This window comes from Glycomyces lechevalierae (assembly GCF_027622945.1).
Taxonomy (GTDB): Bacteria; Actinomycetota; Actinomycetes; order Mycobacteriales; family Micromonosporaceae; genus Glycomyces; species Glycomyces rutgersensis.
The window spans coordinates 161,296-186,920 of sequence record NZ_JAPZVQ010000002.1 but is presented as its reverse complement, the minus strand read 5'-3'; the positions used below and the strand labels follow the sequence as shown (position 1 = coordinate 186,920).

Annotated in this window: 18 protein-coding genes; 12 read left to right on the top strand and 6 right to left on the bottom strand. The window is 70.9% G+C overall.

Annotation, left to right across the window (positions count from 1 at the left end; genetic code table 11):
- Positions 1–35 precede the first annotated feature (35 nt).
- Positions 36–440 carry a hypothetical protein gene (locus O2L01_RS04460; protein ID WP_270120655.1) on the bottom strand — a complete coding sequence of 135 codons (405 nt, stop codon included), beginning with the start codon at positions 438–440 and terminating at the stop codon, positions 36–38.
- 134 nt (positions 441–574) lie between these two features.
- Between O2L01_RS04460 and O2L01_RS04455 the strand changes: the two genes are divergently transcribed.
- Positions 575–940 carry a hypothetical protein gene (locus O2L01_RS04455; protein ID WP_270120654.1) on the top strand — a complete coding sequence of 122 codons (366 nt, stop codon included), beginning with the start codon at positions 575–577 and terminating at the stop codon, positions 938–940.
- A complete protein-coding gene (locus O2L01_RS04450) occupies positions 933–1,334 on the top strand; it encodes a hypothetical protein (protein ID WP_270120653.1) in 402 nt (133 codons plus the stop codon). The genes O2L01_RS04455 and O2L01_RS04450 overlap by 8 nt, the downstream gene beginning before the upstream one ends.
- Here O2L01_RS04450 and O2L01_RS04445 read toward each other — a convergent pair.
- On the bottom strand, positions 1,331–1,909 hold the full coding sequence (locus O2L01_RS04445) for a TetR/AcrR family transcriptional regulator (RefSeq protein WP_270120652.1): 579 nt from the start codon (positions 1,907–1,909) through the stop codon (positions 1,331–1,333). The two genes, O2L01_RS04450 and O2L01_RS04445, sit on opposite strands and share 4 nt — an antisense overlap.
- 82 nt (positions 1,910–1,991) lie before the next feature.
- Here O2L01_RS04445 and O2L01_RS04440 point away from each other — a divergent pair, with 82 nt between their 5' ends.
- Positions 1,992–3,002 (top strand): NADP-dependent oxidoreductase, encoded by a 1,011-nt coding sequence (locus O2L01_RS04440; RefSeq protein ID WP_270120651.1) that lies wholly within the window; start codon positions 1,992–1,994, stop codon positions 3,000–3,002.
- A 1-nt stretch (position 3,003) separates the two neighbouring features.
- On the opposite strand, the gene O2L01_RS04435 is transcribed toward O2L01_RS04440, so the two are convergent.
- The 4 genes from O2L01_RS04435 to O2L01_RS04420 all read right to left on the bottom strand — a co-directional run bounded on the left by O2L01_RS04435 (position 3,004) and on the right by O2L01_RS04420 (position 7,999).
- Positions 3,004–3,588, bottom strand: coding sequence for a hypothetical protein (locus O2L01_RS04435; protein WP_270120650.1), 585 nt, complete (start codon positions 3,586–3,588; stop codon positions 3,004–3,006).
- Between the two features lie 13 nt (positions 3,589–3,601).
- Positions 3,602–4,849: a hypothetical protein gene (locus O2L01_RS04430; protein WP_270120649.1), complete on the bottom strand. Its 1,248-nt coding sequence runs from the start codon at positions 4,847–4,849 to the stop codon at positions 3,602–3,604.
- 97 nt (positions 4,850–4,946) lie between these two features.
- Positions 4,947–5,585 (bottom strand): hypothetical protein, encoded by a 639-nt coding sequence (locus O2L01_RS04425; protein ID WP_270120648.1) that lies wholly within the window; start codon positions 5,583–5,585, stop codon positions 4,947–4,949.
- Entirely contained in the window at positions 5,582–7,999 is a 2,418-nt protein-coding gene (locus tag O2L01_RS04420; RefSeq protein WP_270120647.1) for an FtsK/SpoIIIE domain-containing protein, read from the bottom strand. Before O2L01_RS04420 ends, O2L01_RS04425 begins: the two co-directional genes overlap by 4 nt.
- Positions 8,000–8,295: 296 nt before the next feature.
- On the opposite strand from O2L01_RS04420, the gene O2L01_RS04415 reads away from it, so the two are divergent.
- The 9 genes from O2L01_RS04415 (at position 8,296) to O2L01_RS04375 (ending at position 25,620) form a co-directional block, all read left to right on the top strand.
- A complete protein-coding gene (locus O2L01_RS04415; protein WP_270120646.1) occupies positions 8,296–8,949 on the top strand; it encodes a hypothetical protein in 654 nt (217 codons plus the stop codon).
- A gap of 206 nt (positions 8,950–9,155) precedes the next feature.
- Entirely contained in the window at positions 9,156–11,252 is a 2,097-nt protein-coding gene (locus O2L01_RS04410) for an SPFH domain-containing protein (protein ID WP_270120645.1), read from the top strand.
- Positions 11,253–11,327: 75 nt separating this feature from the next.
- Positions 11,328–16,238, top strand: a complete 4,911-nt coding sequence (locus O2L01_RS04405) for a DNA repair ATPase (protein ID WP_270120644.1) — start codon at positions 11,328–11,330, stop codon at positions 16,236–16,238.
- A gap of 115 nt (positions 16,239–16,353) precedes the next feature.
- Entirely contained in the window at positions 16,354–17,082 is a 729-nt protein-coding gene (locus O2L01_RS04400; RefSeq protein ID WP_270120643.1) for a hypothetical protein, read from the top strand.
- 286 nt (positions 17,083–17,368) lie between these two features.
- On the top strand, positions 17,369–19,972 hold the full coding sequence (gene clpB / locus O2L01_RS04395) for an ATP-dependent chaperone ClpB (protein WP_270120642.1): 2,604 nt from the start codon (positions 17,369–17,371) through the stop codon (positions 19,970–19,972).
- 1,718 nt (positions 19,973–21,690) lie between these two features.
- Positions 21,691–22,452, top strand: a complete 762-nt coding sequence (locus O2L01_RS04390; protein WP_270120641.1) for a hypothetical protein — start codon at positions 21,691–21,693, stop codon at positions 22,450–22,452.
- Positions 22,449–23,240 carry a hypothetical protein gene (locus O2L01_RS04385; RefSeq protein WP_270120640.1) on the top strand — a complete coding sequence of 264 codons (792 nt, stop codon included), beginning with the start codon at positions 22,449–22,451 and terminating at the stop codon, positions 23,238–23,240. Before O2L01_RS04390 ends, O2L01_RS04385 begins: the two co-directional genes overlap by 4 nt.
- 84 nt (positions 23,241–23,324) lie before the next feature.
- Positions 23,325–24,587 (top strand): ArsB/NhaD family transporter, encoded by a 1,263-nt coding sequence (locus O2L01_RS04380; RefSeq protein WP_270120639.1) that lies wholly within the window; start codon positions 23,325–23,327, stop codon positions 24,585–24,587.
- 82 nt (positions 24,588–24,669) lie between these two features.
- On the top strand, positions 24,670–25,620 hold the full coding sequence (locus O2L01_RS04375) for a hypothetical protein (protein WP_270120638.1): 951 nt from the start codon (positions 24,670–24,672) through the stop codon (positions 25,618–25,620).
- Positions 25,621–25,625 lie beyond the last annotated feature (5 nt).

Below are 25,625 nucleotides of genomic sequence, written 5' to 3'. Positions count from 1 at the left end.
AGTCGCGGGGTGGGACGCCGCCGAATCTCCGCGGATCAGAAGTCGCGGCGGTTCGCCCAGAACGCGGCGTTCGCGATCGTCGCGGTGATCGCGGCGGGCACGGCGAAGATCAGCGGGAAGACCGCCTCGAAACGGGAGGGCAGGCCGAGGCCGGGGAGCGGGCCGACGAGCACGTCCGGGCCGGGGCCGGGCTCGTAGTCGCCGAGGACCGTGACGTCCTCGGTGCCGTCGTCCGTGCGGTAGGTCGCGGGCGAGCGCATCCAGGACCCGTCGGTGCACCAGGTGCCGACGCAAGTGGGTCCCGCGCCGTCGTCGAGGATCGCGACCTGGCGGTACTCGCCCCAGAACAGGTACGAGACGCACCAGACGATCACCGCGGCCGCGAGGCCGAACCAGATCGCGAGGGCGAGGGCGGCGGCGCTGAACTTGAAGGCGCGCATGGGCGTGTCCACTTCTACGACAGGGCCCGTGGGGGAGGGGCCGAGGGGCTGCCGGGGCAGGACCACACTACGCGCCGGCCACTTCGCGGCACGGCCTCGGATTCGCCGCCGAGGGCCTGTATTAGCGTCGAGGCGTGATCGATTGGCTCTACCTCGCCGTCCAGGCCGCCGCGCTGGCGATGAGCGCCTGGTTCTTCGTGGACACGGCCCGCTCGCAGCTCGTGGCCCGCCGCCACTTCGTGGGCGTCGCGGTACTCGAGCTGCTGCTGCTCGTGCAGCTCGCGGTGTCGGTCGCGATCGTGCCGGGCGAGGCCGGCGGCGGGAAGGCCCTGTTCTTCTCGTACCTGGTGACGACGATCCTGGTGCCCGTGGCGGCGAGCTTCTGGGGCTCGATCGACCGGAGCCGGTGGGGGATCGGGACGGTGGCGGCCTCGGGGCTGATCGTCGCGGCGCTCATGCTGCGGATCCACCAGATCTGGGAGCTGCAGATCCATGTCTGAGACCGAAGCCGCCCCGCGGGCGCTGGCGGCCGGGTTCGGCCGCCTCATCGTGCTGGTCTACGTGGTCTTCGCGGTCTCGGCCGGGGCGCGGGCCCTGTTCCAGGTCGCGACGAAGTTCGGCGAGGCGCCCGTGAGCTTCACGCTCAGCGCGATCGCCGCGCTCATCTACCTCGTGGCCGCGATCGCGATCATCCGCGGCGCGGGCGGGCTCGCGCTCTTGGCGGTGGGGGTGGAGCTGGCCGGGGTGGTCGCGGTGGGCGCGTTGAGTTTCGCGGTGCCGCACTGGTTCCCCGAGCCTTCGGTGTGGTCGCATTTCGGGTCCGGGTACGGGTATGTGCCGCTGGTGCTCCCGGTCGCGGGGCTCGCTTACCTCCTCAAGCGCCGCAAGGCTTAGGACCGGTCGATGAGGTCGAGTGCGGCGTCGATGCTGTGCACGGCGCTGGCGGTGTCGACCCGGGCGAGGGCGTAGGCCGCGACGACGAGGGCGGTGCAGGTCTCGGTGAGCCGCACGAGCGCGGCATCGGGATGGTCGGCGAGGTGGGCGCGGAGGCCGTTGCCGATCGCCTGGCCGAGTTCGGCGCGGTAGGCGGTGATGGTCTCGCGCACGGCCGCGTCCTCGGCGATGTCGGCCCCGGCGGCGTTGATGAGCAGGCAGCCGTTGGCGGCGATCACGGACCCGGCCCGTTCGAGGGCGTCGCGCAGTCCGGTGAGGTAGTCGAGGATCGCGTTGGGCTCGGGTTCGCCGGTGAGCGGGGCGAGGCGCGGGCGCACGATCTCGTCGAGGTAGGAGTCGACGGCGGCGTCGAAGAGGCCGCGTTTGCTGCCGAAGGCGTGGTAGATGCTCGATCGGCGCAGGCCCGTGGCGGCTTCGAGCGCAGGCACGGAGGCGGCCTCGTAGCCGTGCCTCCAGAAGACGGCGCGGGCGGACCGCACGACCTCGGCGGTGTCGAACGTCTGCGTGCGGCCCATGACGAACCTCTCTTTTGCGGAATGGTCGTTCCAGTATATGTTTGTGGAACGACCATTACAAAACTGGCAGGAGCACATCACCATGACCGAGGCCGTCAGCACCCAGATCCAGCTCGTCCGCCGCCCGCAGGGCTGGCCCGTGCACGAGGACTTCCGCACCGAGAAAGTGGGCTACGGCGAGCTCGCGCCCGGTCAGGTCCGGGTCGCGAACGCGTTCCTCTCGGTCGACCCGTACATGCGCGGCCGCATGAACGACGCCAAGAGCTACATCCCGCCCTTCGCACTCGGCGAGACCATGACCGGCGGCGCCGTCGGCCGCGTCGTCGAGTCCGCCGCCGACGCGCTCCCGGTCGGCACCGTCGTCCTCCACCAGTACGGTTGGCGCGACCTCGTCCAGGAGGACGCCGCCGGGTTCACCGCCGTCCCCGAGATCCCGGGCGTGCCGCTCTCGCTGCACCTGGGCATCCTCGGCATGACCGGGATGACCGGCTACGTCGGTCTCACCTCCATCGCCGGCATGAAGCCCGGCGACACCGTCTTCGTCTCCGGCGCGGCGGGTGCCGTGGGCACCGCCGTCGGCCAGATCGCCAAGCTCCTCGGCGCGGGCCGCGTCATCGGCTCCGCCGGCAGCCCCGAGAAGGTCCGGCTCCTCACCGAGAAGTACGGCTACGACGCCGCGTTCAACTACAAGGACGCGCCCGTCCGGGAGCAGCTTCCTCGGTTCGCCCCCGAGGGCGTCGACGTCTTCTTCGACAACGTCGGCGGCGACCACCTCGAGGCCGCGCTCGACGTCATGAACCGCGACGGCCGCATCGCGGTCTGCGGCGCGATCTCCCTCTACAACAGCACCGAGAAGACCCCCGGCCCGGACAACCTCGCCAAGATCATCCAGCAGAGCCTCACCGTCAAAGGCTTCACGCTCGGCGGCTACCTGCACCTCCGCGAGGAGTTCGGCGCCCGCATGACCGAATGGTTCGGCCAGGGGAAGATCGCCTACGACGAGACGATCGTCGACGGCGTCGAGCGCACCGTCGACGCCTTCCTCGACATGATGCGCGGCAGGAACACCGGCAAGATGGTCGTCCGGGTCTGACCTACACGCGCTCGCAGGCGTCGGCCGCGGCGGTGAGGAACCGCAGCGCCGACGCCGCGTCGTCCGCACCCCGGTTCCGCAGACGGCCCTCATGCCAGCCGACGACCCAGTTCGCCCGCGCCATCCACGCGAGCGGCGCCCGGTCCAATCGCTGGAGCACCGATCCGGCCGCGGCCGGATCGGCCGCAAGGGCCTCCGCCCCCGGCACCGGCAGGCACGGGACGTCGGGCTTGAACCAGGCCGGCGCCTCCGCGGCGACCAGCAGGTCCGGCACCGCCCGGGCCAGGCGCACGGCCGTGAACCGGTAAGGGAGGTTGCGGCGCTTCCGCTTGCTCCACACCGGGTTCTCGAACGCGATCACCTGCCGCCCTTGATAATCGCCCCAGCAGGTGTCGGCCACCGGCTGCACGAACGGCACGCCGATCATCTCCAGCTCCTCGAACCGGCCCGCCGCTTCCTCGGGCCGGCCCTCCGCACGGAAGCGCAGCCCGTGCGCGGCCGCGAACGCCTCGGCCCGCCGCCGCCGAGCGGCCCGCGAGGCCTCGCCGAACAGCAGCTCTACGAGGCCCTGGGCCAATACCTCCATGCGGACTCCTCACCTACGCCAGTTCGTTGTACTTCGCCTCGAACTCGGCCGCCGCGACCTCGTCGCTGGAGCAGTACGCCGCCTTGCAGTCCCGCAGCAGCTGCGCGTGCCCCTCGCACGACGGCCCGAGCTGGCCGGTCGAGGCGACCGCCTCCTCGCACGAGCCCTGGTATGAGGAGGCGAAGAACAGCCCGGTCAGGCCCCAGGTCATCTCCTCCGAGGCGGCCCCCGAGGCGACCGAGTTGATCGACTCGCCGTTCCCCGCGAGGCCTTCGAGCTCGGACGCGAGCGCGTCGAGCTCGTCGAGGTCCACGGTGAGCCCCGCCGGGCTGCCCGCCGAGACCGAGGCCGCCCGCCCGCTCGAGCCCGACGACTGGAACAGGGCGGAGGCCGAACCCAGGCCGGCCGTGATGCCGCCCGTGATCACCCCGCGCATGAGCACGGCCTTCCACAGCGGCTTGCCCGCCGGGAGGAAGAACTTCTGCAGCAGCGGCGCGATCTTCGCGAAGATCCTGCCCGCCTTCGCGAACTTGTCGATGGCCCGCTGGATCGCCGACATGGCCTTCACCATGCCGCTCAGCAGGAACTCCGCGAACGCCGCGCCGAACGTGAACGAACTGGCCGCCAAGGCGATCAGGCCGCGCATGATCAGCCACGACACCAGCTCGGCGAGGATCGACTTGATCACGTCGTAGATGGTCTGCGCGACGACCTCGGCCCACGCCAGGAGCTGCTTGACGCCGCCCGCCTCGTGCGCCATCGCGCCGATCGCCGCCGCGAGGCCGTAGAGCTGGTTGTAGGCGGCGTCGGCGGCCGAGCCCTGCCAGTTCGGGATGCCCGCGTCCACGGCCGAGCCGACCTCCTCGCTCAGCGCCCCGAGCGCCTCCTGGACCTGGCCCCAGACCTCCTGCTGCTCCTGCATCTGGCCCGGGTCGCCCGAGACCATCTCGAGGAGGTCGTTCAGCGGCGTCACCAGTTCCAGCAGCATCGTCAGGCCCGCGTTCGCGAGCGCGTAGACGGGGTCCTTGATGAACATGAGCCCGCCCATGGCGAGCATGCCGAGGTCGGCGGCGATGCCGCCCGCCGCGTCGGCGACGGACGTGTCGCCGTTGACGGCGTCGCTGATCTCCTGCGCGATCCCGTACACGGGCTTGGCGAGGGGGATGTCGTTCGCGATGCGCTCGCCCGCGCCGGGGCTCTCGACGGGCGCGTACCGGGTGATGTCGGATCCGTACTGGTCCGCGTTGCTGGAATCGGACATGGTGTCAGCCTTCTGCTCGCGCACCGCAGGGCGGGTTCGGGGGATGGAACGGGCCCCGGTGCGGTACTGCTCTCGCGACTATAAGCCGCGAACGCCACTAACTGAAGAAGCCCATGCAGGCGACGATCAGGGTCGAGCCGCAGACGACGAGGCCGAGGCGGTAGTTGCGTTCGAGGCGCTGCTCCTCGTCGCGGGCCGAGCGGCTGAGCTTGGGGCGGGCTACGACGCCGATCGTGAGCCAGCCCAGGCCGAAGGCGCCGAGGGGGCAGCCGATGAGGACGGCCGCCAGGAAGATCGCGGAGAGCGTGTCGTCCGCGCGGAGGTTGCGGAGGACGAAGAGCTGCACGACGACGCAGACGAGCGCGAAGAGGCCGTAGATGAGGCCGTTGCGCTCGTCGGCGCGCCAGCGGGGGAGCCACGGCGCGCGGTGGGCGAGGAAGCGGGCTTCTTCGAGTGCCGTTGCGGCCGTGCGCAGATCGGCTTCGGCAGCGGCGATGTCGGCCATCGGGTCGCCGCTCAGCGGGGGTGCGGCGCCTCGTTGCGGAGGGGCGGTGCGGGCGGCGCGGGCGAGGTCGTCGACGGCCGTGCGCTGCGCGGCGGCGTGCTCGGCGAGGCGGGCGGTGCGCTGGCCGAGGGATTCGGCCGCGGTCGCGGTGCGGGCGGCGGCCTCGTCGGCGGTGCGGCGGGCCTCGTCGAGGCGGCGGAGCTGGGCGAGGTAGTCGTCGAAGGCGCTCACTGGCGGGTCCTCTCCTCCATCGGGGCGCTGCGCTGCTGCCCGGGGCCGGGCTCGTCACTGCGCGAGAACGGGACCACGAGCCGGCCGGCGCCGGTGTCGGCGTGGCGGTCGACGAGGAGGGCCCTTCCGGCGCGGGGGTTCCAGTGCTGGAACTGCTGTCCGAAGTGGCCCATGATCTCGCCGCCGGGGAGGTTGAGGACGAGCGCGCAGGCGACGTCCTCGCGTCCGGCGCTGCCGCCGATGTCGTCGGTGAAGCGGCGGAAGTTCCGCCACCAGCCGAGCAGGTGCACGCCCCTGGCCGGGCCGGTGCGCAGGAGCGCCCGGAGCGCTTGCTGCGCTTTGAGATCGAGGGAGGCGGCGTCCAGGCCCCACGCGGCGATCACGGTGCCGTCGGGGATCTCGGCGAGGCTCGCCGCGAACGCGTCGGGCGCGATCCGCTCGGGGGCGTTTCGCAGGTCCGCGTTGCCGGTGAAGTCGACGGCGAGGATCCGGGACCCGTTGCCCGCCAGGGATTCGACGGCCGCTTCGAGCGCTTCGCCGCCCACCGGGTCGGAGCCGAGCACGGCGAGGTGCCTGCCGGGGCGGCGGTCGAGGTCGACGCCCGCGGCGTCGAGGCGCAGCGAGACCTCGCGGCCGAGCAGGGCGCGTCCCGGTTTCCGTTCCCCCGGAAGGGTTTCGGCGAGGTGGACGGGCCGGTAGCCGTAGAAGACGCGCGGCGCGCCGACCCCGGCGTGGGCCTCGCCGAGCTGTTCGCGCAGCCGGTGCATCACATGCGTGTCGGTGTCGGGGAAGCGCGCGACCCGGTCGGCCCCGGCCGTGCCGCCCTCGGTGTTGACCACGACCTGCCCGAGCGAGATCCGCGACGCCGCATCGTTGGTCGGCTCCAGGACGGTGCGCGCGCCGGGCAGGGCGATGCGCATCGGGAACTGCCCGAAGATCGAGTCCTTCTTCGCCCACAGCGCCTCGATGCCCGAGATCGTCTGCGAGGCGAGCACCAGGTGCACGCCGTACGAGCGGCCCTTGCGCGCCAGGTTCTCCAGCAGTGCAACGGCTTCGGTCGCGACGCGGTCGTTCCCGGCGAGGAGCACCTGGAACTCGTCCGCGACGCACACGATCCGCGGGTACGCCTCGTGCTCGCGCAGGCCAGCGAACGAGGCGACCCCGTACCGCTTCATCACCGTGGAGCGGCGCGTCATCTCCTCGTTCAGCGTCTTCAGTACGGCGAGACCGTATTCGCGGTCGGACTCGACGCCGACGGCGCGCGCGTGCGGGATGAAGCTCCGGTCCCGCTCGGTCGGGATGAACTCGGTGAACGAGACGCCTTCCTTGAAGTCGAGCAGGAACAGCGCCAGATCCGAAGGGGCGTACCGCGAAGCGAGCCCGTAGAGGACGTCGAGGAGGAACACGGTCTTGCCGCCGCCGGTGCGCCCGCCCACCAGCCAGTGCGGGGTCGCGTCGTCGAACCGCAGCCGCACCTCCCCGGCCGCGTCGCGTCCGATGAGGACCTCCAAGCCCCTCGCCGGGTCGCCCGATTCCGGCTGCGCCGGAATGAGGTCAGCGAACTGGAGGGTCGCGGCGGCCTTGGCGCGCTCGGCGAGCCGCAGCGCCTCACCGGCCACGAAGGACGGATCGGGGGTCTCGGGCCAGTCGACCGGCGCGGCCAGGCGCTCCCCGCGCCCGAACGGCGCGGCGGGCGGGTTCGTGATCTCCACGCGCCCTTCGAGGGCGTGCATGACGGCGGCCTGCGGCAGGTCCGGCAGCCCGCAGCCGAGCACGGTCACCCCGTGCGCCAGGCCCGAGCGCGCGAGCGCGTCGATGCGCTCGACCAAGGTGCGCGGCGGCTCGCCCAAGGAGGCGACGACGAGCAGCATCCGGTCGCTGCGGCGGCCCGCGATGTGCTCGGCCACTTGGGATTCGGCCAGGGCCACGGCGTCGGCGGCGGCGCGCGCGTCTGTGGCGACCGCCTCGATCACGCCCGCGTCCGCGAGCGGCCGCAGCGGCGCGAACGACGCCCCGAGCGTCGCGGTGTCGATGCCGACCACCCGCAGCCCGCCCGGTTCGCGCGTGCCCACGGCGTGCAGGATCGCGGTCCGCACCAGGTTCGCGACGCCCTCGACGCGGGCGTCGACCGAGGTCGCGAGGTGCCCGCGCTCGCCGAACGGGACGACGAGCGGCACGGCCCGGCCCTCATGCAGGAGCACCCGGCCGACGTGGAGGAGACCGGGGTCGGCGCGGAGCTGCTGCGCGGAAGCGGCCGCCGCGTCGGCGATCTGGCGCTCGGCCGCGAGCAGTTCGGGGTCCACAGGGGTCTGGAAGGCGGCGTCGCCGAGGCGCTGCGCCACCTGGGCGAGGCGGGCGGCGGCGGCGTCGCAGCCGGCGGCCGCGTTCGCCAGTGCGGTCTGGAAACCGGGCACCGGACCTCCTTGCGTTGAGAGGCGCGCCCCGGGGACGGACCGGGGCTGTTCGACCGGTCACACCATATCGCGGAGCGGCGCCTCGGCCGGGCCGCAGTCGCCGCCGCGGGCCCGTTCTCGGCGAAGCCTGCGAGCCGTCGATCGACGATGCGTCCGCTTTGCGCAACCTTCCCCGCCGGGGCCGCGTGCATTACCCTAGAAGCAGGCCCGATCTCGCTGACCCGGAGAGACCGCCCAACGTCCAGTGCCCGCCCGCCCGCGGGCCTTCGGATACGCCTATAAGGACCCGTTGCCCCATGAGTGAGTTTCTGGATATCGCCCTATCCTTCCCACCGGTCGTCTTCTCATTCGGCCTCGTCGTCGTGGTCCTGTACTGGCTCACCGTCATCATCGGCGCGCTCGACGTCGACATCGTGGAGGTCGGCGGCGACGCCGAGCTCGACACCGGCGGGTTCTGGTCGGCCTTCGGCTTCGGCGAGGTCCCCTTCACCGTCGTCCTCTCGCTCTGGATCACGTTGGGCTGGATCGTGACCGTGCTCGGCACGACCTGGGTGCGCAGCGCCAACATGTTCGTCCCCGCGGCCCTCACCGGCACGGCCGTGCTCGTCGCCGGCATCGGCGTCGGGATGCTCGGCGCGAAACTGCTCACCCGGCCGCTCGCGAAGCTCTTCGAGGACGCGCCCGCCACGGCGCACGCCGACCTCGTGGGCAGGGTCTGCGTGGTCCGCACCGGCACCGTCACCCTCGACTCCGGCCAGGCCGAGATCACCGACGACGAGGGCAGCCTGCTCCTCATCAACGTGCGCCGTTCCGCGCACGAGCCCGAGGGCATCGACGAGGACCTGTTCGCGCGCCACTCCAAGGTCGTCGTCTTCGACTACGACGAGATCGAGAAGGTCTTCCTCGTCGTCCCGGTGGCGCTCCCCCCGGACGTCGTCCTGGAGGCCTGAATCACCCTCCCCCGGCCATAGTGGACTCACACGTATTGCCACGTTGCGCCCGGTTTGCGAGCTCCCCCATTCGTGCCGCGAACACCCTCGCGTACCCACGGGCGGGCGCGTGCCGGTTAGGGTGTGACCACGCCCGCCGCGGCGGCGCTGCCAACTCGCGCCCCGCAGAAGTCCCGTTCCCCCGAAGTCTCGTTAGGAACCACCGCATGGACGCCACCAACTCGGCGACGCTGATCACGTTCGTGGTCGTCGCGATCGTCTTCATCGGCCTGCTGCTCATGATCATCCGGCTCTACCGCAAGGTCGCGCCCGGCCAGGCCCTCGTCGTGACGAAGCTGCGCACGCGCAAAGTGTCCTTCACCTCCGCGCTGGTCCTGCCGATCATCCACCGCGCCGAGTACATGGACATCTCGGTCAAGACCATCGAGATCAACCGCGCGGGCAAGGACGGCCTGATCTGCCAGGACAACATCCGCGCCGACATCTCCATCACGTTCTTCGTGCGCGTCAACGCCACCGTCGAGGACGTCCTCAACGTCGCCGGCGCGATCGGCACCAAGCGCGCCTCCGACCAGGAGACGCTGCAGGAGCTGTTCAACGCCAAGTTCGCCGAGGCCCTCAAGACCGTCGGCAAGCAGCTCGACTTCACCGACCTCTACACCAACCGCGACGAGTTCCGCGACCGCATCCTCAACGTGATCGGCACCGACCTCAACGGCTACTCCCTCGAGGACGCCGCGATCGACTACCTCGAGCAGACCCCGATGGACCAGCTCGACCCCAAGAACATCCTCGACGCGCAGGGCATCCGCAAGATCACCCAGCTCACCGCCATCGAAGCGGTCACCACCAACGAGCACCGCCGCACCGAGGAGAAGGAGATCAAGCGCCAGGACGTCGAGGCCCGCGAGGCCGTGCTCGAACTCGAGCGCCGCCAGACCGAGGCCGAGATCCGCCAGCAGCGCGAGATCGACACCCTCCGCGCCCGCGAGGCCGCCGAGACCCAGAAGGTCCAGGCCGAGGAGCGCCTCAAGAGCGAGACCGCCCGCATCAAGACCGAAGAGGCCACGGGCATCCAGCACGAGAACCGCCTCCGCGAGATCGCCGTCGCCGAGAAGAACCGCGAACGCGTGATCGCCGTCGAGACCGAGCGCATCGAGAAGGACCGCATCCTCGAGGTCGTCGCCCGCGAGCGGGAGGAAGAGCTCGCCCGCATCGCCGCCAACAAGGAGCTCGAGGCGCAGAAGCGCGACATCGCCGACGTCATCCGCGAGCGCATCGCCGTCGAGAAGACCGTCGCCGAGCAGGAAGAGGGCATCAAGCGCCTGCGCGCCACCGAAGAGGCCGAGCGCGAACGCCAGAAGGTCATCATCCTCGCCGAGGCCGAAGCCCAGGAGAGCCTGGTCAAGGACATCAAGCGCGCCGAGGCCGCCGAGGCCGCGTCCAAGCACCTCGCCCGCCAGCGCCTCACCGAGGCCGAGGCCGCCCAGCAGGCCGCCGAGCTCGAGGCCCGCGCCAAGATCCGCCAGGCCGAAGGGGACCAGGCCATCGCGGCCGCCCCGGGCCTCGCCGCCGTCCAGGTCCGCGAGGCCGAAGCCGACGCGATCGAGAAGGGCGGGCTCGCCGAGGCGAAGGCCGCCGAGGCCAAGGGCCGCGCCGAAGCCGAAGCCCAGGCCGCCATCGGCAAGGCCGAGGCGACCGCGACCTCCGCGAAGGGCCTGGCGGAAGCCGAGGCCCAGGCCGCGAAGGGCACCGCCGAGGCGAACGCCCTGCGCGAGAAGCTGCTCGCCGAGTCCATCGGCCTCACCGAGAAGGCCGCCGCCATGGACGCCCTCTCGGACGCCAGCCGCGGCCACGAGGAGTACCGCCTGCGCCTGGAGATGGAGAAGGAGCTGCGCGGCATGGAGATCGACGCCCGCCGCTCGATCGCCGAGCAGCAGGCCGGGGTCATCTCCGCCGGGCTCAGCAACGCCGACATCTCGCTCGTCGGCGGCGACACCCAGTTCTTCGACCGCGTCGTCGGCGCGATCGGCTACGGCAAGGCCGTGGACGGCTTCGTCGCGCACTCCGATGTGGCGCAGACCGTCGCGGCCTCCTGGACGAACGGCTCCACGTCGTTCGCCGAGGACCTCAAGGGCGTCCTCTCGGGCGTCGGCAGCGAGGACGTCAAGAACCTCACCGTCTCCGCCGCGCTCGTGAAGCTCATGCAGGGCGGCGGCGACCACGACGTCCTCTCGGGCCTCCTCGGCAAGGCCAAGGAGCTCGGCGTCGCCGAGAAGCCCGCACTGGAAATCGCCAAATAAAGCCACCGCCGGGACCGCGGCCCTCGACCGGGCCGCGGTCCCTCCGTCCGACTCCCAACGCTCCCAGGGGAACCCATGGCCGAAGAGAAGCCCGCCACCGAGGCCGCGCCCGCCTCGTCCCTCGACGCCGGCACCTACGAGGTCCTCTCGACCCGCCTCGCCGACTTCGCCGACGAGCTCGCCGGCCGCGCCGAAGCGCTCAACACCGCGCGCACCGACGCCTTCGGCTCCACCGGGCTCACCCTCCTGGGCACCACCCGCATCCGCACCGCCAACAACTGCGTGCCCCGCGACATCGCCCGCGTCGGCGACCGCCTCCTGTTCGGCTACAACGTCCACATGGGACTCAAGTCGCAGACGAACGTGGGCGACGTCTTCACCCTGCACGACTTCAGAAGAGACGGCAACGAGTTCGCCTTCACCGAGGTCGCCGAACCCGGGCACCTGCTCGACCAGCCCAAGTTCACCGCCGACTTCACCGAGATGTACCGGTACTACCGGTCCACCGAACTCCTGCAGGTGCGCGAGGTCGACGGCCGCCTCCTCGCCGTCTTCAAGATCGGCGAGCAGCTGACCGACCAGCGCGTCCTGCGCTGGCAGCTCGCCGCCGGCAAGGAACCGGCCTATATGGACGCCCGCGGCGACGCGGACGCCGTCTGGCCCGAGCCGTACGACTTCGAGTGGACCCCCACCGGCCGCGAGCACCACGTGACCGGCCGCCACCCGCACGTCTCCATCGAAGACGAGATCTTCGTCGAGTGCATCAACGGCGACCTCACCGTCAAGATCGAGGACAACACCGAGACCGGCGAAGGCGTCTACACCGAGCCCGTCGCCGAGCCCCTCCAGTCGCTCGCGGACGCCGAGATCGCTTACGCCCGCATCGGGCCCCTCATCCTCCTGCGGATCCTCCCCTACAAGGAGACCGTCACCCGGTACCTGATCTTCAACTCCCGCACCGGCACCATCGTTCGCGCGGACGCGATCGGCCAGGCCTGCCGCCGCCTCCCCGAGGACCACGGCCTCATCTTCCCCGGCGGCTACTACCTCAACGAGGGCAAGCTCAAGACCTTCGACCACGATGTGACGGACCTCCGCTTCAAGCGCGTGATCCGTTCCCCCAACGGCGAAGACGTCCTGTTCGTCTTCTACCACGAGGCCGAGGGCCGCTCGCTCCTGTTGCCGTACAACGTCATCCGCAAGGAAGTGGCCGCGCCGATGAGCGTCCACGGCTACGCGGTCTTCGACGACGGCACCCTCGCGGCCTTCCGCTTCACCGGCGAAGAGGCCACCCGCGTCCACCCGATGCAGATCTGGTCCACCCCCTTCGTGTCCGAGGCCTACGCCGCCGCAACGGAAACCGGGGACACCCCCGTGCACCGCATCGGCAACGCCGAGGCCGTGCGCGCCGTCTCGGACGCCCTCTCGGTGGCCCGCATGGTCCGCGAGATGCAGCCGGCGCAAGCGGTCTTCGAAGCGCTCATCGCCGCCGCCACCCGCTGCCTCGACGACTACCCGTGGCTCGGCGACGAAGGCCTCCACAGCCTCGACGAGAGCCTGGCGAAAGTGCGCGACACCGCCGAGGCCGTGCTCGACGAGTACGCCACGGTCGCCGAACTCACCGCCGAAGCCCAGAAGGCCTTGGAGGAGGCGCAGACCGGCACCGTCAAGCTCCTGCGCCGCGCCCGCGGCGAGGCGCCCAAGTCCGCCGAGGAATGGGTCGCGCTCCTCGCCGAGCTGCGCGGCGCCGGCGGCCACCTCGTCACGCTTCGCGAGACCCGCTACATCGACCTCGCCGGGATCGAGGCGCTCGCCGCCGAGGTCACCGAGACGCTCGACGGCACCGGCCGCCGCGCCGTGGCGTTCCTCGAGCGCGAGGACGCGTTCGCCGCGTACTTCGAGCAGGTCGCCGACCTCGAACGCAAGGCCGAGGCCATCGCCTCGGTCGCCGAGTCCGACCCGCTCCTGGGCGATCTCGACCAGCGCCAGCGGGGCCTCGAGACGCTCACCGAAGTGGTCGCGACCCTCGAGATCGGCGACGCCGTCGTGCGCACGGCGATCCTCGGGCGCGTCTCGGAAGTGCTCGCCGCGGTCAACCGCGCCCGCGCCACCTTGGCCGCGCGCCGCCGCGAACTCGCCGTGGGCGAAGGCAAAGCGGAGTTCGCGGCCGAGTTCGCGCTCCTCGGGCAGTCCGTCACCGCCGCGATCGCGGCCGCCGACACGCCCGCCGCGTGCGACGAGCAGCTGGGCCGCCTCCTGCTCACCGTCGAGAACCTCGAGACCCGCTTCGCGGACTTCGACGAGTTCCTGACCCAGTTGGGGGACAAGAGGACCGACGTCTACGAGGCGTTCTCCTCGCGCAAGCAGCACCTGCTCGACGAGGCCGCCCGCCGCGCCGAGCAGCTGGCGCAGTCGGCCGACCGCATCCTGGAGGCCGTGGCCCGCCGCACCGCCACACTGTCCTCACTGGACGAAGTGAACACGTACTTCGCCACGGACCCGATGGTCGAGCGCCTGCGCAAGGTCATCGGCGAGCTGCGCGGCCTCGACGACACCGTGCGCGCCGAGGAGATCGAGGGTCGCATCGCCGCCGCCCGCGCCGAGGCCGGGCGGGCGCTCAGCGACCGGCTCGACCTCTTCGACGGCGACGCCGTCAAGTTCGGCGAGCACCGCATCCCGGTCAACACGCAGCCGCTCGACCTCACCCTGGTGCCCGCCGGGGACGCGCTCGCGTTCTCGCTCACCGGCACCGACTACCGCCACGTCGTCACCGACCCCGGCTTCGCGGACACGAAGCCGTACTGGCACCAGTTCCTGCCCTCGGAGAACGAGGGCGTCTACCGCGCCGAGCACCTGGCGGCCGCGCTCCTCGCCGAGCACGGGCCCGCGAAGCTCCTCGCTGAAGACCTCCCCGCGTTCACCGCCGCCGCCGCGGCCGAACGCTACGACGAGGGGTACGAGCGCGGCGTGCACGACGCGGACGCCGCCGCGATCCTCGCCGAGGCCCTGCGCCTCTACGCCGCCTCGGGCCTGCTGCGCTACCGCTCGGCCGAGCGCGCCGCCGCCCAGCTCTACTGGGGGCACGGCATCCCGAAGGAGGAGCGGATCGCGATCCGCACCCAGGCCCGGTCGCTCGCGCGCGCCCGTGCCGTCTTCGGCCGCGCCGACGCCCTCGCCGACCTCGCCGCCGACCTCGGCGAGGCCGTCAACCACTACCTCAACTCGACGCTCCTGCCGCTCGAGGTCGACGCCGACCTCGCGGGGGAGTACCTGGCCGAGGAGCTGGCCGACCCCTCCGGCGGGTTCGCCGTCTCCCAGAGGGCCCGTTCGCTGCTGGCCGCGTTCGAGCGCCAGATCGGGCCGGGCGCCAAGGCCGACTTCGAGTCCGACCTGCGTGCCCTCGAAGACGACATGACCTCCAAATGGGAGCTCGCCGCCGTCTGGCTCGAATCGTTCCTGCGCCAGGCAGAACCCGAGGGTTTCGATGAGGCGGACCTGCCCGAAGCGCTCGCCGTGATCCTCGCCGAAGTCGACACGTACGACGTCACCGCCGACCTCTCCAGCCGGGTCACGGGCCTGCTCGGCACCCACCCGCGCATCGAGGGCCGCGTGCTCGCGCTGCGCCTGGACGAGTTCCTGGCCCGCACCGGCCGCTTCCGCCGCACCGTGCTCCCCGGCTACCGCGCCTACCAGCGCCGCCGCGGCGAGATCATCGAGACCCACAAGCGCACCTTGCGGGTCGAGGAGTTCAAGCCGAAGACGATGGCCGGGTTCGTGCGCAACCAGCTCATCGACGACGTGTACCTGCCGCTCATCGGCTCGAACCTCGCCAAGCAGATCGGCGCCGGTTCAGGCGAGGGCCGCCGCACCGACCAGTCCGGCATGCTCATGCTCATCTCCCCGCCCGGCTACGGCAAGACGACCCTCATGGAGTACGTCGCCGACCGGCTCGGGATGCTGCTCGTCAAGGTCAACGGGCCCGCGCTCGGGCACGAGACGGTCTCCGTCGACCCCGATGACGCGCCGAACGCGACCGCCCGCGCCGAGGTCGAGAAGATCAACTTCGCGCTCGAATGCGGCAACAACGTGCTGCTCTACCTCGACGACATCCAGCACACCAATCCCGAGCTGCTGCAGAAGTTCATCTCGCTGTGCGACGCGCAGCGGAAGATGGAGGGCGTCTGGAACGGCCGCACCCGCACGTACGACCTGCGCGGCAAGCGGTTCGCGGTGTGCATGGCCGGCAACCCGTACACCGAGGCCGGCCAGAAGTTCCGCATCCCGGACATGCTCGCCAACCGCGCGGACGTGTGGAACCTCGGCGACGTCCTCTCCGGGCGCGACCAGGTGTTCGCCCGGTCCTACATCGAGAACGCGCTCACCTCGAACAAGGTCACCGCGCCCCTCGCCGGGCGCGAGCGGGCCGACACCGCCGTCCTCATCCGCCTCGCGAGCGGCGACCCGACGGCCGCGCCCGAAGCGCTGCGCCACCCGTACAGCGCGGGCGAGCTCGACCAGGTCCTCTCCGTGCTGCGCAAGCTCGTGCGGATCCAGAAGACGGTGCTGGGCAACAACCTCGCGTACATCGCCTCCGCGGCGATGGACGACAGCGCGCGCACCGAGCCGCCGTTCCTCCTCCAGGGCTCGTACCGGAACATGAACCGGCTCGCCGAACGGGTGGTTCCGGTGATGAACGACGACGAGCTCGAAGCGGTCATCGACGACCACTACGCGGGCGAGGCGCAGACCCTCGCGTCCGGCGCCGAGGCGAACCTCCTCAAGCTCGCGGAGCTGCGCGGGCGGCTCACGCCCGAGCGCGCCGCCCGCTGGGAGGCGGTCAAGGAGGCGTACCGGCGGGAGCAGACGCTCGGGGGATCGAGCGATGATCCAATGTCGAGAGCCGTCGGGGCCATCACCTTGCTCTCCGATCGCGTGAGGGGCATCGAAACCGCCCTGCAACAAAGGAATGCCGATCAAGGGGAATAAGTCCTCTCCGCTGGCCCGGTGCGACCTGGGCACCCGGTACGCTCTTGAGCAATAGCCTGGCGCGTAGCCCGTAGTGCCCCTGCAGCCGACAACCACCGAATAAGGGAGGTCCCCCGTGCCGACGAAGACGGGAGATAAGGTCCGGATCATCGTCTTGGGCACCGGCCCCGACGCCGAAACCGCCCGCGCGATCGCCGAGTCCGACGCCGATGTCGCGCTCGCCAAGCAGTTCACCAAGACCGTCACCCACCTGGTCGCCGACGACACCGTGAAGCCCACCGAAGCGCGGTTGAAGAAGGCCGAGGAGGCCGGTGTCCCGGTCCTGACGGTCGCGGAGTTCCGCGCCCTGCTCGTGGCCGGCGCCGAGGACGAGGCCGACGAGGTCATCGAGGCCGAACTCGAAGAGGCCCCGGCCGAGACCCCTGTGGCCGTGGTCGACACCGAGCCCGAACCGGAGCCGGAAGCGGCGCCGGAACCCGAGCCCGAGGCCGCCGCAGTAGAGGCCGAGCCCGAGCCCGCGCCCGAACCGGTCGAAGAGCCCGAGCCCGTCGCCGACCCCGAACCCGAGGCCGCCGCGGAGCCCGAGCCGGTCGCCGAGACCGAGGTCGAGCCCGAGACCGAGTCCAAGAAGGACGACGTCGCGGTCGAGGCCAGCACTGTCGAGGCCGGCACGGTGGAGCCCGTCGCCGAGGCGATCGACGAGCCGGAGGAGGTCCCGGCCGACCCCGAGAAGACGGTCCCGTCCCAGGCGGACGCCCCCGCCATCGAGACCGACGCGAAGGCCAAGCCGTCCTTCCTCGACAAGATCAAGTCGATCTTCGGCCTCAGCACCGCCAAGAAGTAGCGGCGCCGCAACGAAAGGGCCCCGAGCCGACCGGCTCGGGGCCCTGCCGCGTCCCGTGGTTTCGCGCCCACCGCGCCGACCCATAAACCCCGGGCCGGGCGGCCCGAGGCTTTACGCTACGGGCGAAACGGATCGAGCCGTCTCCGGAAGTTGAGTCGGATACACTCAACTTCGGGTCGCGTCGGCAGCCGCCCGCAACGCGCCCTCCTGGAGACAGATGCCTTCGCGACAGCATCGATGACAGCCGCGACAGCATTCGAGGACAGCACAGAGGAGCAGGGGAACCGTGGACGTCAACCGTTTGACCACCAAGAGCCGAGAAGTGATCTCCCAGGCCGCGCGCACCGCCGCCGCCGGCGGGAACCCGGCCGTCGAACCCTGGCACCTCCTGGACGCCCTCCTCACCGTCGACGGCTCCACCGCGCCCGGGCTGCTCCAGCTCGTCGGCGTCACCCCCGGCACCGTCTCGGCCGAGACCGAGCGGCGCATCGACGAGCTCCCGTCGGCCTCCGGGCCGTCCGTCTCGGAGCCGTCCATGGCCCGCGAGTCCCTGCGCGCCATCAACGCCGCCGACAAGATCGCCACCGACTACGGCGACGAGTACGTCTCCACCGAACACCTCATCACCGGCCTGGTGCAGGCCGGCGGCGAGGTCGGCACGTTCCTCACCGCCCAGGGCGCCACGGACAAGAAGCTCATCAGCGCCTTCCCGACCCTGCGCGGCGGCGACCGCAAGATCTCCACCGCCGACCCCGAGCAGGGCTACAAGGCCCTCGAGAAGTACGCCGTCGACCTCACCGAGACCGCCCGCTCCGGCAAAGTGGACCCCGTGATCGGCCGCGACACCGAGATCCGCCGCGTCATCCAGGTCCTGTCCCGCCGCACCAAGAACAACCCGGTCCTCATCGGCGAGCCCGGCGTCGGCAAGACCGCGATCGTCGAGGGCCTCGCCCAGCGCATCGTCGCCGGGGACGTGCCCGAGTCGCTGCGCAACCGCCGCGTCATGCTCCTCGACCTCGCCAGCATGATCGCCGGCGCGCAGTACCGCGGCCAGTTCGAGGAGCGGTTCAAGTCCGTCCTGGAGGAGATCAAATCCTCTGACGGCGAGATCATCCCGTTCATCGACGAGCTCCACACCATGGTCGGCGCCGGCAAGTCCGAGGGCTCGCTCGACGCCGGGAACATGCTCAAGCCCGCCCTCGCGCGCGGTGAGCTCCACATGATCGGCGCGACGACCCTCAACGAGTACCGCGAGCACATCGAGAAGGACGCCGCGCTCGAACGCCGCTTCCAGCAGGTGTACGTCGGCGAACCCACCATCGAGGACACCGTCGCGATCCTCCGCGGCCTCAAGGAGCGGTACGAGGTCCACCACGGCGTGCGCATCACGGACTCCGCGCTGGTCGCCGCCGCGCAGCTCTCGGCCCGGTACCTGCCCGACCGCAGGCTCCCCGACAAGGCCATCGACCTGGTCGACGAGGCCGCGAGCCGCCTGCGCATCGAGATCGACTCGCGCCCCGAGGAGATCGACACGATCGAGCGCGCCGTGCGCCGCCTCGAGATCGAGGAGACCGCCCTCCAGAACGAGAAGGACGACCCGGCCTCCGCCGAGCGCCTCGCGTCCCTGCAGCGCGAACTCGCCGACGAACGCGAGAAGCTCGCCGCCCTCTCCCGCCAGTGGGAGTCCGAGAAGCACCGCATCGGCAAGGTCTCCGAGCTGAAGGAGGAACTCGACGACCTCAAGACGCAGGCCGAACGCGCCGAACGCGAATACGACCTCGAGAAGGCCGCGCAGCTGCGCTACGGCCGCATCCCCGAGCTCGAGCAGCAGCTCTCCCAGGCCGAGGCCGAACTCGCCAGCGCCGACACCGACCCGGCGAAGCAGCCGATGCTCAAGGAGGAGATCGACGCCGACGAGATCGCGGACGTCGTCTCGTCCTGGACGGGCATCCCCGCCGGCCGCCTCCAGGAGAGCGAGAGCCACAAGCTCCTCCACGCCGAAGAGGTCCTGGGCGAACGCGTCGTCGGCCAGCTCGAAGCGGTCACGGTCGTCTCCGACGCCCTGCGCCGCGCCCGCGCGGGCCTCTCCGACCCGAACCGGCCCACCGGCTCGTTCATCTTCGCCGGGCCCACCGGCGTCGGCAAGACCGAGCTCGCGAAGGCCTTGGCCGAGTTCATGTTCGACGACGACCGGGCCATGATCCGCATCGACATGGGCGAGTACACCGAGCAGCACTCGGTGGCCCGCCTCATCGGCGCCCCGCCCGGCTACGTCGGCTACGAAGAAGGCGGCCAGCTCACCGAGCCGGTGCGCCGCCGCCCGTACTCGGTCGTGCTCCTCGACGAGGTCGAGAAGGCCCACCCGCGCGTCTTCGACACCCTCTTGCAGGTCCTGGACGACGGCCGCCTGACGGACGGCCAGGGCAGGACGGTCGACTTCCGCAACGTCATCCTCATCATGACCTCGAACCTCGGCTCCTCGGCCCTGGTCGACCCGCTGCTGGAGGACACCGCGAAGCGCGACCAGGTCATGGCCGCGATCCGCTCCCACTTCAAGCCGGAGTTCCTCAACCGCCTCGACGACATCGTCATCTTCCACGCGCTGGAGCACGACCACCTCAAGGCCATCGTGGAAGTCCAGCTCCGATTCCTGGAGCACCGCATGGAGACTCGCCGACTGCGCCTCGCCGTCAGCGACGACGCCAAGTCCTGGCTTGCCGACCGGGGCTTCGACCCGGTCTACGGCGCCCGCCCGCTCCGCCGCCTCATCCAATCGTCGATCGGCGACCCGCTCTCCCGAGAACTCCTGGAGGGCAAGATCATCGACGGCGACACGGTCGAGGTCGGCGTCAGCGACCAGGGCGAAAAGCTCACGGTCACCAAGGCCTGATCGAGTTCCGGAGAGACGGCGTCAGCGCCGTCTCCCCCGGTCGAGTTCCCATCGAGCGGAGCCGACCGGGCACCGGGCGGACTTCAGACAGTCAGTGACGACGAGGCAGGAGTGCACCTGGGGTGGCGAGGCTGCGGCCGGGCGCGTACTGGGGCCGGATTCAATCCGGCAGCGACGACGGGGCAGGTGGATGGCGCGGGTTGTGTGGCTGCGGTCTGGCTGGTGTTGGGCCGGGTTCGATCCGGCGGCGACGACGGGGCAGAAGGATGCCCGGGTTGTGTGGCTGCGGTCTGGCTGGTGTTGGGCCGGGTTCGATCCGGCAGCGACGACGGGGCAGAAGGATGCCCGGGTTGTGTGGCTGCGGTCTGGCTGGTATTGGGCCGGGTCAGACCCGGCAGCGACGACGAGGCAGGAGGCTGCCCTGGGCTGCGTGGTCGTGCCCGGCCGGTGTTGGGCCGGGTTCAGGCGGGCGGCGATGGTGCGGCGGATCGGTGCTGCCGTGAACATCGCCGCGCCCCTGTCCGCCGCTTCGGCAGCGGTCGCCGGAACGTTCGTCGAGTGCCTCTCGAGGCGGATCGGTTCGGGCGTGCATGCACGTGGCGCAGTCGAGGCCGTGTTCGCCATTGACTTCTCACCTCCTTTCGGATATCCGGAGCCGCTCTGCGGCTCACCATCGTTCACTGCCTGAGCTTCGACGCATCGCGCCCGGCAGGTGCCGTGCTGACCCGGGAGGCCCTGTCGCTTCCGCGCCTTCCCCGTGCACTTGCCCGGGAGGCCCTTCCGCCCACGCACGCCTTACCGGTGTGCCTGCTGAAGATGCCTTCCGCGTTCCTAGCGCACCTGCCTGGTGCGCTTGCCCGGGTGGACTCTCCTCCCGCGCCGGTCTTGCGGTGTTGCTCTCCGGGGAAGTATCGGCCCTCCCCGAGTGCTTTTCCGTCCCGTGGGCAGAATGGTGCCCGGGCCGGGGTCGTGCTTCCCGCGTGCATCATGACGGTGCAGGCGCGGTGTAGTGCTTCCGTGGCACGCCAAGGAGCGCGCTCAGGACTGGTGCTGTGCCGTGCATGGTGGTGATGGGGTAGACCGGGTCCCTAATTGCCCGGCCGTCCCTCACCGCTCACGCTGGCGGTCTTACTGGTGTGTGCCTCGTTCTGAACACTGCCGCGGCCGAGGTGATCCCGACCAACGATCTCCCACCCAGCACGCCCCTACGAAAGGGCCGTGGTCCGCTGTGGAACCCGATAGCACGAAGAGATTGAGCTGACGAGGCTCGGAATCGGTCTGGTTTGCGTTTCGGCCAGAGGCTTGGCGTAGTCTGCTTGCACCTACTCGACACCTGTACGTTTTCCGTATCCCTGTGCGTACATCAATTATCTCCCATGTGACCCCAGGCTGTCATCACCCACAGGTGTACAGAACCCTCATGTTCCGTCCCAACCCACTTGCGCCCCAAGGAAACAGGACACCTCCGTCCCCCGCGGTCGGGTGTGTCGCCCCGCCCCCAAACGGACCCGACTCCCGCTAACAGACCCCAACCGTCCTGCCACCTCTTCGTCGCTGCCCGCCTGAAGCTCAACCCCCTGCGATCGAAAGTGTCGCTTGGTCCTGGGGGCCTCTTCGACCGAAATCGCCGCCGGACGTGTTGTGTGAACTGTGCTTGGTTCGTCGCGGCCCTACACTGTGGGCATCCCTCGTATTCACAATTGGAAAGCCCCTCCCTCATGCGACATGCGATCCGCCGCTTCGGCCCGGTTCTCCTCTGGCAGCTCGGCACGCTGCTGATCTGGTTCGGCGCCCTCGCGATCGGCGCCCGAATGCCGCTTGCAGAATCACCGCCCCTATGGATCGGGGCATTCCTCGGCCTGATCCTGCTCATCGCCGTAGCCGGGTTCCTCCAGGCAGCCAGCGGGAGTCTGCTGGCCCGTTCATGGCATGGACGACCACCGGCGATCGCAGCCGAGTTCGATCGGCTGACCGGATTTCTCATGACATCGATCCCCGTCGCGGCTTGCTCGATGATGGAGACTTCGGCGCGGGAGGGCTTCTTCTACGCCGCTTCGATGTTCACGGTCTTGTTCATCCTCTTCGTCGCGGGCGCTTGGATCGCTTGGTCCTGGGGCTACCTCCGACCGAAGAGCGACGATGAACCCGGTGACGTGCCTCGCGGTGTCGAAGCCGGAGGGCTCCGCTTCATCGCTGAGCCGGATGGCGACGGCAGCGACCAGCTCGGCTTCCGTGTAGTCGCGGACGACTCGGCCACCATGCGGTCGGTCGTCGCGGCGCTCGCCGGCTCGCAGTTGCTCCCGGGCCTTTCGGGCGGGAACCGGACCTGGTCGGTGTCCGTCGACGAGCGGCCGGTGGCCGTGGTGACGCAGACCTGGGAGCACCCGCGCTGGTGGCCCCCGATCGACTGGTCGGCCGACCCGGACGAGCCGTTCCCCGAGGGCGGCGTGCTGCGGACCCGGCCGGGAGGGCCCGCATGACCCGGGTGATCCGCCGGATCGGGCCGCTGGTGCTCTGGCAGTACGCCGTGTGCCTCGCCATCCTGCCGCTCTATCTTCCGATCGCCATTTTGGTCTCGGACGAGGACACCTGGTCCGGGTGGCTCCTCCCGAGAGGGGTGATCGCCGCACTGGTCGTGGCGGTCATCGTGTGGCGTCGCCCGCTCCTCGATCTCATCGACAGGGCCGCCCTGATCGAGCCGGAAGTGGAGCTTCGCCGGAACATGCGCGCGCTCAGGGTGGAACGGCACTTCCACGTCTTCCTATACGCATGCCTGGTGAGCGGCCTGCTCGCAGTCTTTCAATCGCTGACCATGGTCGAATCCGCAGGCATGGCGAACGGACTCTTGGCCTATCTGCTCGGATGGCACCTCTTCTTGTCTTTCCCGCTGATCGCGTGGGCCAAGAACAGGGACGCCGAGCGGCCCATGCCGCCGAAGCGCGCCGCCGCGCCCCCGGGCCTCGCCGACCTGTGGATCGTGCCCCCGGACGAGGACGCCGAGGAAGGCCCGGTCACCGTCGCGGTCGAAACCGAGGGCATCCGAAGCCTGGAGGAGGTCGTGGTCGCCGTGCTCGGCCGCCCGGTCCTGCCCGCGGTCGACGGCGGCCGGCGGCGGTGGTCGATCGAGGTGGACAGCGCCCCGGTAGGGGAGTTGACCCAGTCCTGGCATCACCCGCGCCGGTGGCCGCCCATCGAATGGCGCGCCAGCCCATCAACACTGTTCAAGAGCGAACAAGTGACGTTCCGACCGGTCGACGGCCCTCGATAGACCGCCCCGATCCGGCATCGTCGATGCTGTGATCTCGTCGCGCTTCGTAGCCGCCGCTCTCGAACCGTTCCTAGCATTGGCGCAGTGACCACGACCCCGCCAGGCCCGGCCGACCCGGAGACTCCAGCGGGCACGGCTACCCGGGAAACCCGGAAGCGCCGCCGACTCGAACCCCTCGACCTCGTCAGCCTCGGCATACTCGCGGTCGGCCTGCTCTGCTGGGCGACCGGCGTGCTCCCCACCTCCGACGCCCTCGCGAACCTCGCCCGGGTCGCGCCGCTCGTGCTCTTCCTCGGCACCGTCATGGTCATGGTCGCGATCGTCCAGGCCTCCCAGCTCTTCGACCTCGCCGCCGCCGCGCTCGCCCGCGCCGGCCGGGGCAGCCACCTCGCGCTCTTCGCGTACTGCTTCGCGCTCGCCACCGCCACCACCGTCTTCCTCAACCTCGACACCACGATCGTCCTGCTCACGCCCGTCATGCTCGCCCTCGCAGCGGTCACCCGCGCTCCCGCGCTCGCGCTGGCGATGACCACGGTCTGGCTCGCGAACACCGCGAGCCTGCTCCTGCCCGTCTCGAACCTGACGAACCTCCTCGCCGCCGACCGCATCGGCCTCGACCCGCTCGCGTTCGCCTCCCGCATGTGGGCCCCGCAGCTCGCCGTCCTCGCCGTCACCGCGCTCTGCCTCTGGTTCGGGTTCTGGCGCCGCCGCCACCGCGAACTCGACCGCTACCGCGTCCCCGAACGCCTGCCCGCCATCGCCGACAAACGTCTGCTGTGGACGGCGGCGGTCGTCACCGCCGGGTTCGTCGCCGCCGTCGTGGCGGACGTGCCGATTCAGATCGTCTCGAGCGTCGCCGCGGGGCTCCTCCTCGTCCACTGCCTGCGCCGCCGCGACCTGCTCGCCTGGGAACTCATCCCATGGCGGCTGCTCGTGCTGACCGCGGGCCTGTTCCTCGTCATCCCGGCGGTCATGCGCCACGGCGGCGCCGACGCCGTCGCCGCGCTCATCGGCTCCGGCACCGGCGACGGCGCGGTCCTCCGGGCCGGGCTCACCGGCGCCGGGCTCTCGAACCTCGTCAACAACCTCCCCGCGTACACCGCGGTCGAAGGCGTCGTGCCGGCCGGCGACTCGACGACCCTCCTCGGCCTGCTCATCGGCACGAACGTCGGCCCGCTGATCCTCCCGTGGGCGTCGATGGCGACCCTGCTCTGGTTCGACCTCGTCCGCGCCGGCGCCCCCGGGACGCCGCGCCTCCGCATCCCCATGGGTCGCTTCATCGCCGCCGGCGCGCTCCTCGCCACCACCGGCACCCTGGTCGGCCTCGCCGCCCTGCTCTGGCTCTGAATCCCAAGGTGCGCAAGCGCTCCACGGGGTGAAAATCGTCCATTTCCCGGAATAACACGTCACAGTTGGTCATAGTGCACACATGGCCATTCCCGAACCACTGGGCCTGACACGCCGCACCGTCCTCACCGGAGCGGCCGCCCTCCTCGCCGCCGGATCCGCGGGCCTCACCGTTCCACGCCCGGCCGACGCGGCGGGGCTGCCGCAGATCAGGGCCGCCGCCGCGGGCTGGACCGGCCGCAACGGCGAACTCCTCGTCCTCACCGCCGACCCGGCGACCGAGGACGACTACGCCGTCCGCCTCCTCACACCCACCGAGAACCCCGCGACCGGCGCCGAACTCGGCCCGCCGCTCCCGCTCTCGCTGCCCGCCGGGTTCCACCCGCATTCGATGGCGGCGCTCGGCGACACCCTCTGGATGACCGGCGCGGTCGAACTCGGGCCCGACCGGGCGCGGCCCGCGCTCGTCCGCGTCCGCGAGTCCGCGGCCTCGTACGCCCCGCTGCCCCTGCCGAAGACGATCCGCTCAGGCATCGCCACGGCCGTCGCGCCGCTCGGCGAACGCGGCCTCGCCGTCGCCGTCGAAGGCTGCTCCGACCCGCACCTGGCCGTCATCACCCGCGCCCACCTCGCCGTCACCGCGAACGCCGGCCGCTCCTGGACGGACCGCCCGCTCGCCACCGGCCTCGGCGAGGGCTACGGCACCGTCCTCGCCGGGACCGCCGGCGGCCTCTTCGCCGTCGTCGCGAACGGCGAAGGCGCCCAGACGATCCGCACCGGCCACCGCCTCGCGCGCGCCATGACGCTGGCGGACGCCGGGCGCCCCATGGCCGCCGTCGCCGCCCCCGACCACGTCAGCGTCTTCTCCGACCACCACGGCACCGTCACCGAAACCCGCTTCACCCACGCCGGCGCGCCCCTCGAGGCCGCGCCCGCGTGCGCCTGCCGCGGCGAGATCCTCGCCGTCCCGGGCCGGCCCGGCACCTGGCTCGAGACCGACGGCCAGACCATCCACATCAGAGACATGAGCTGAGGAGG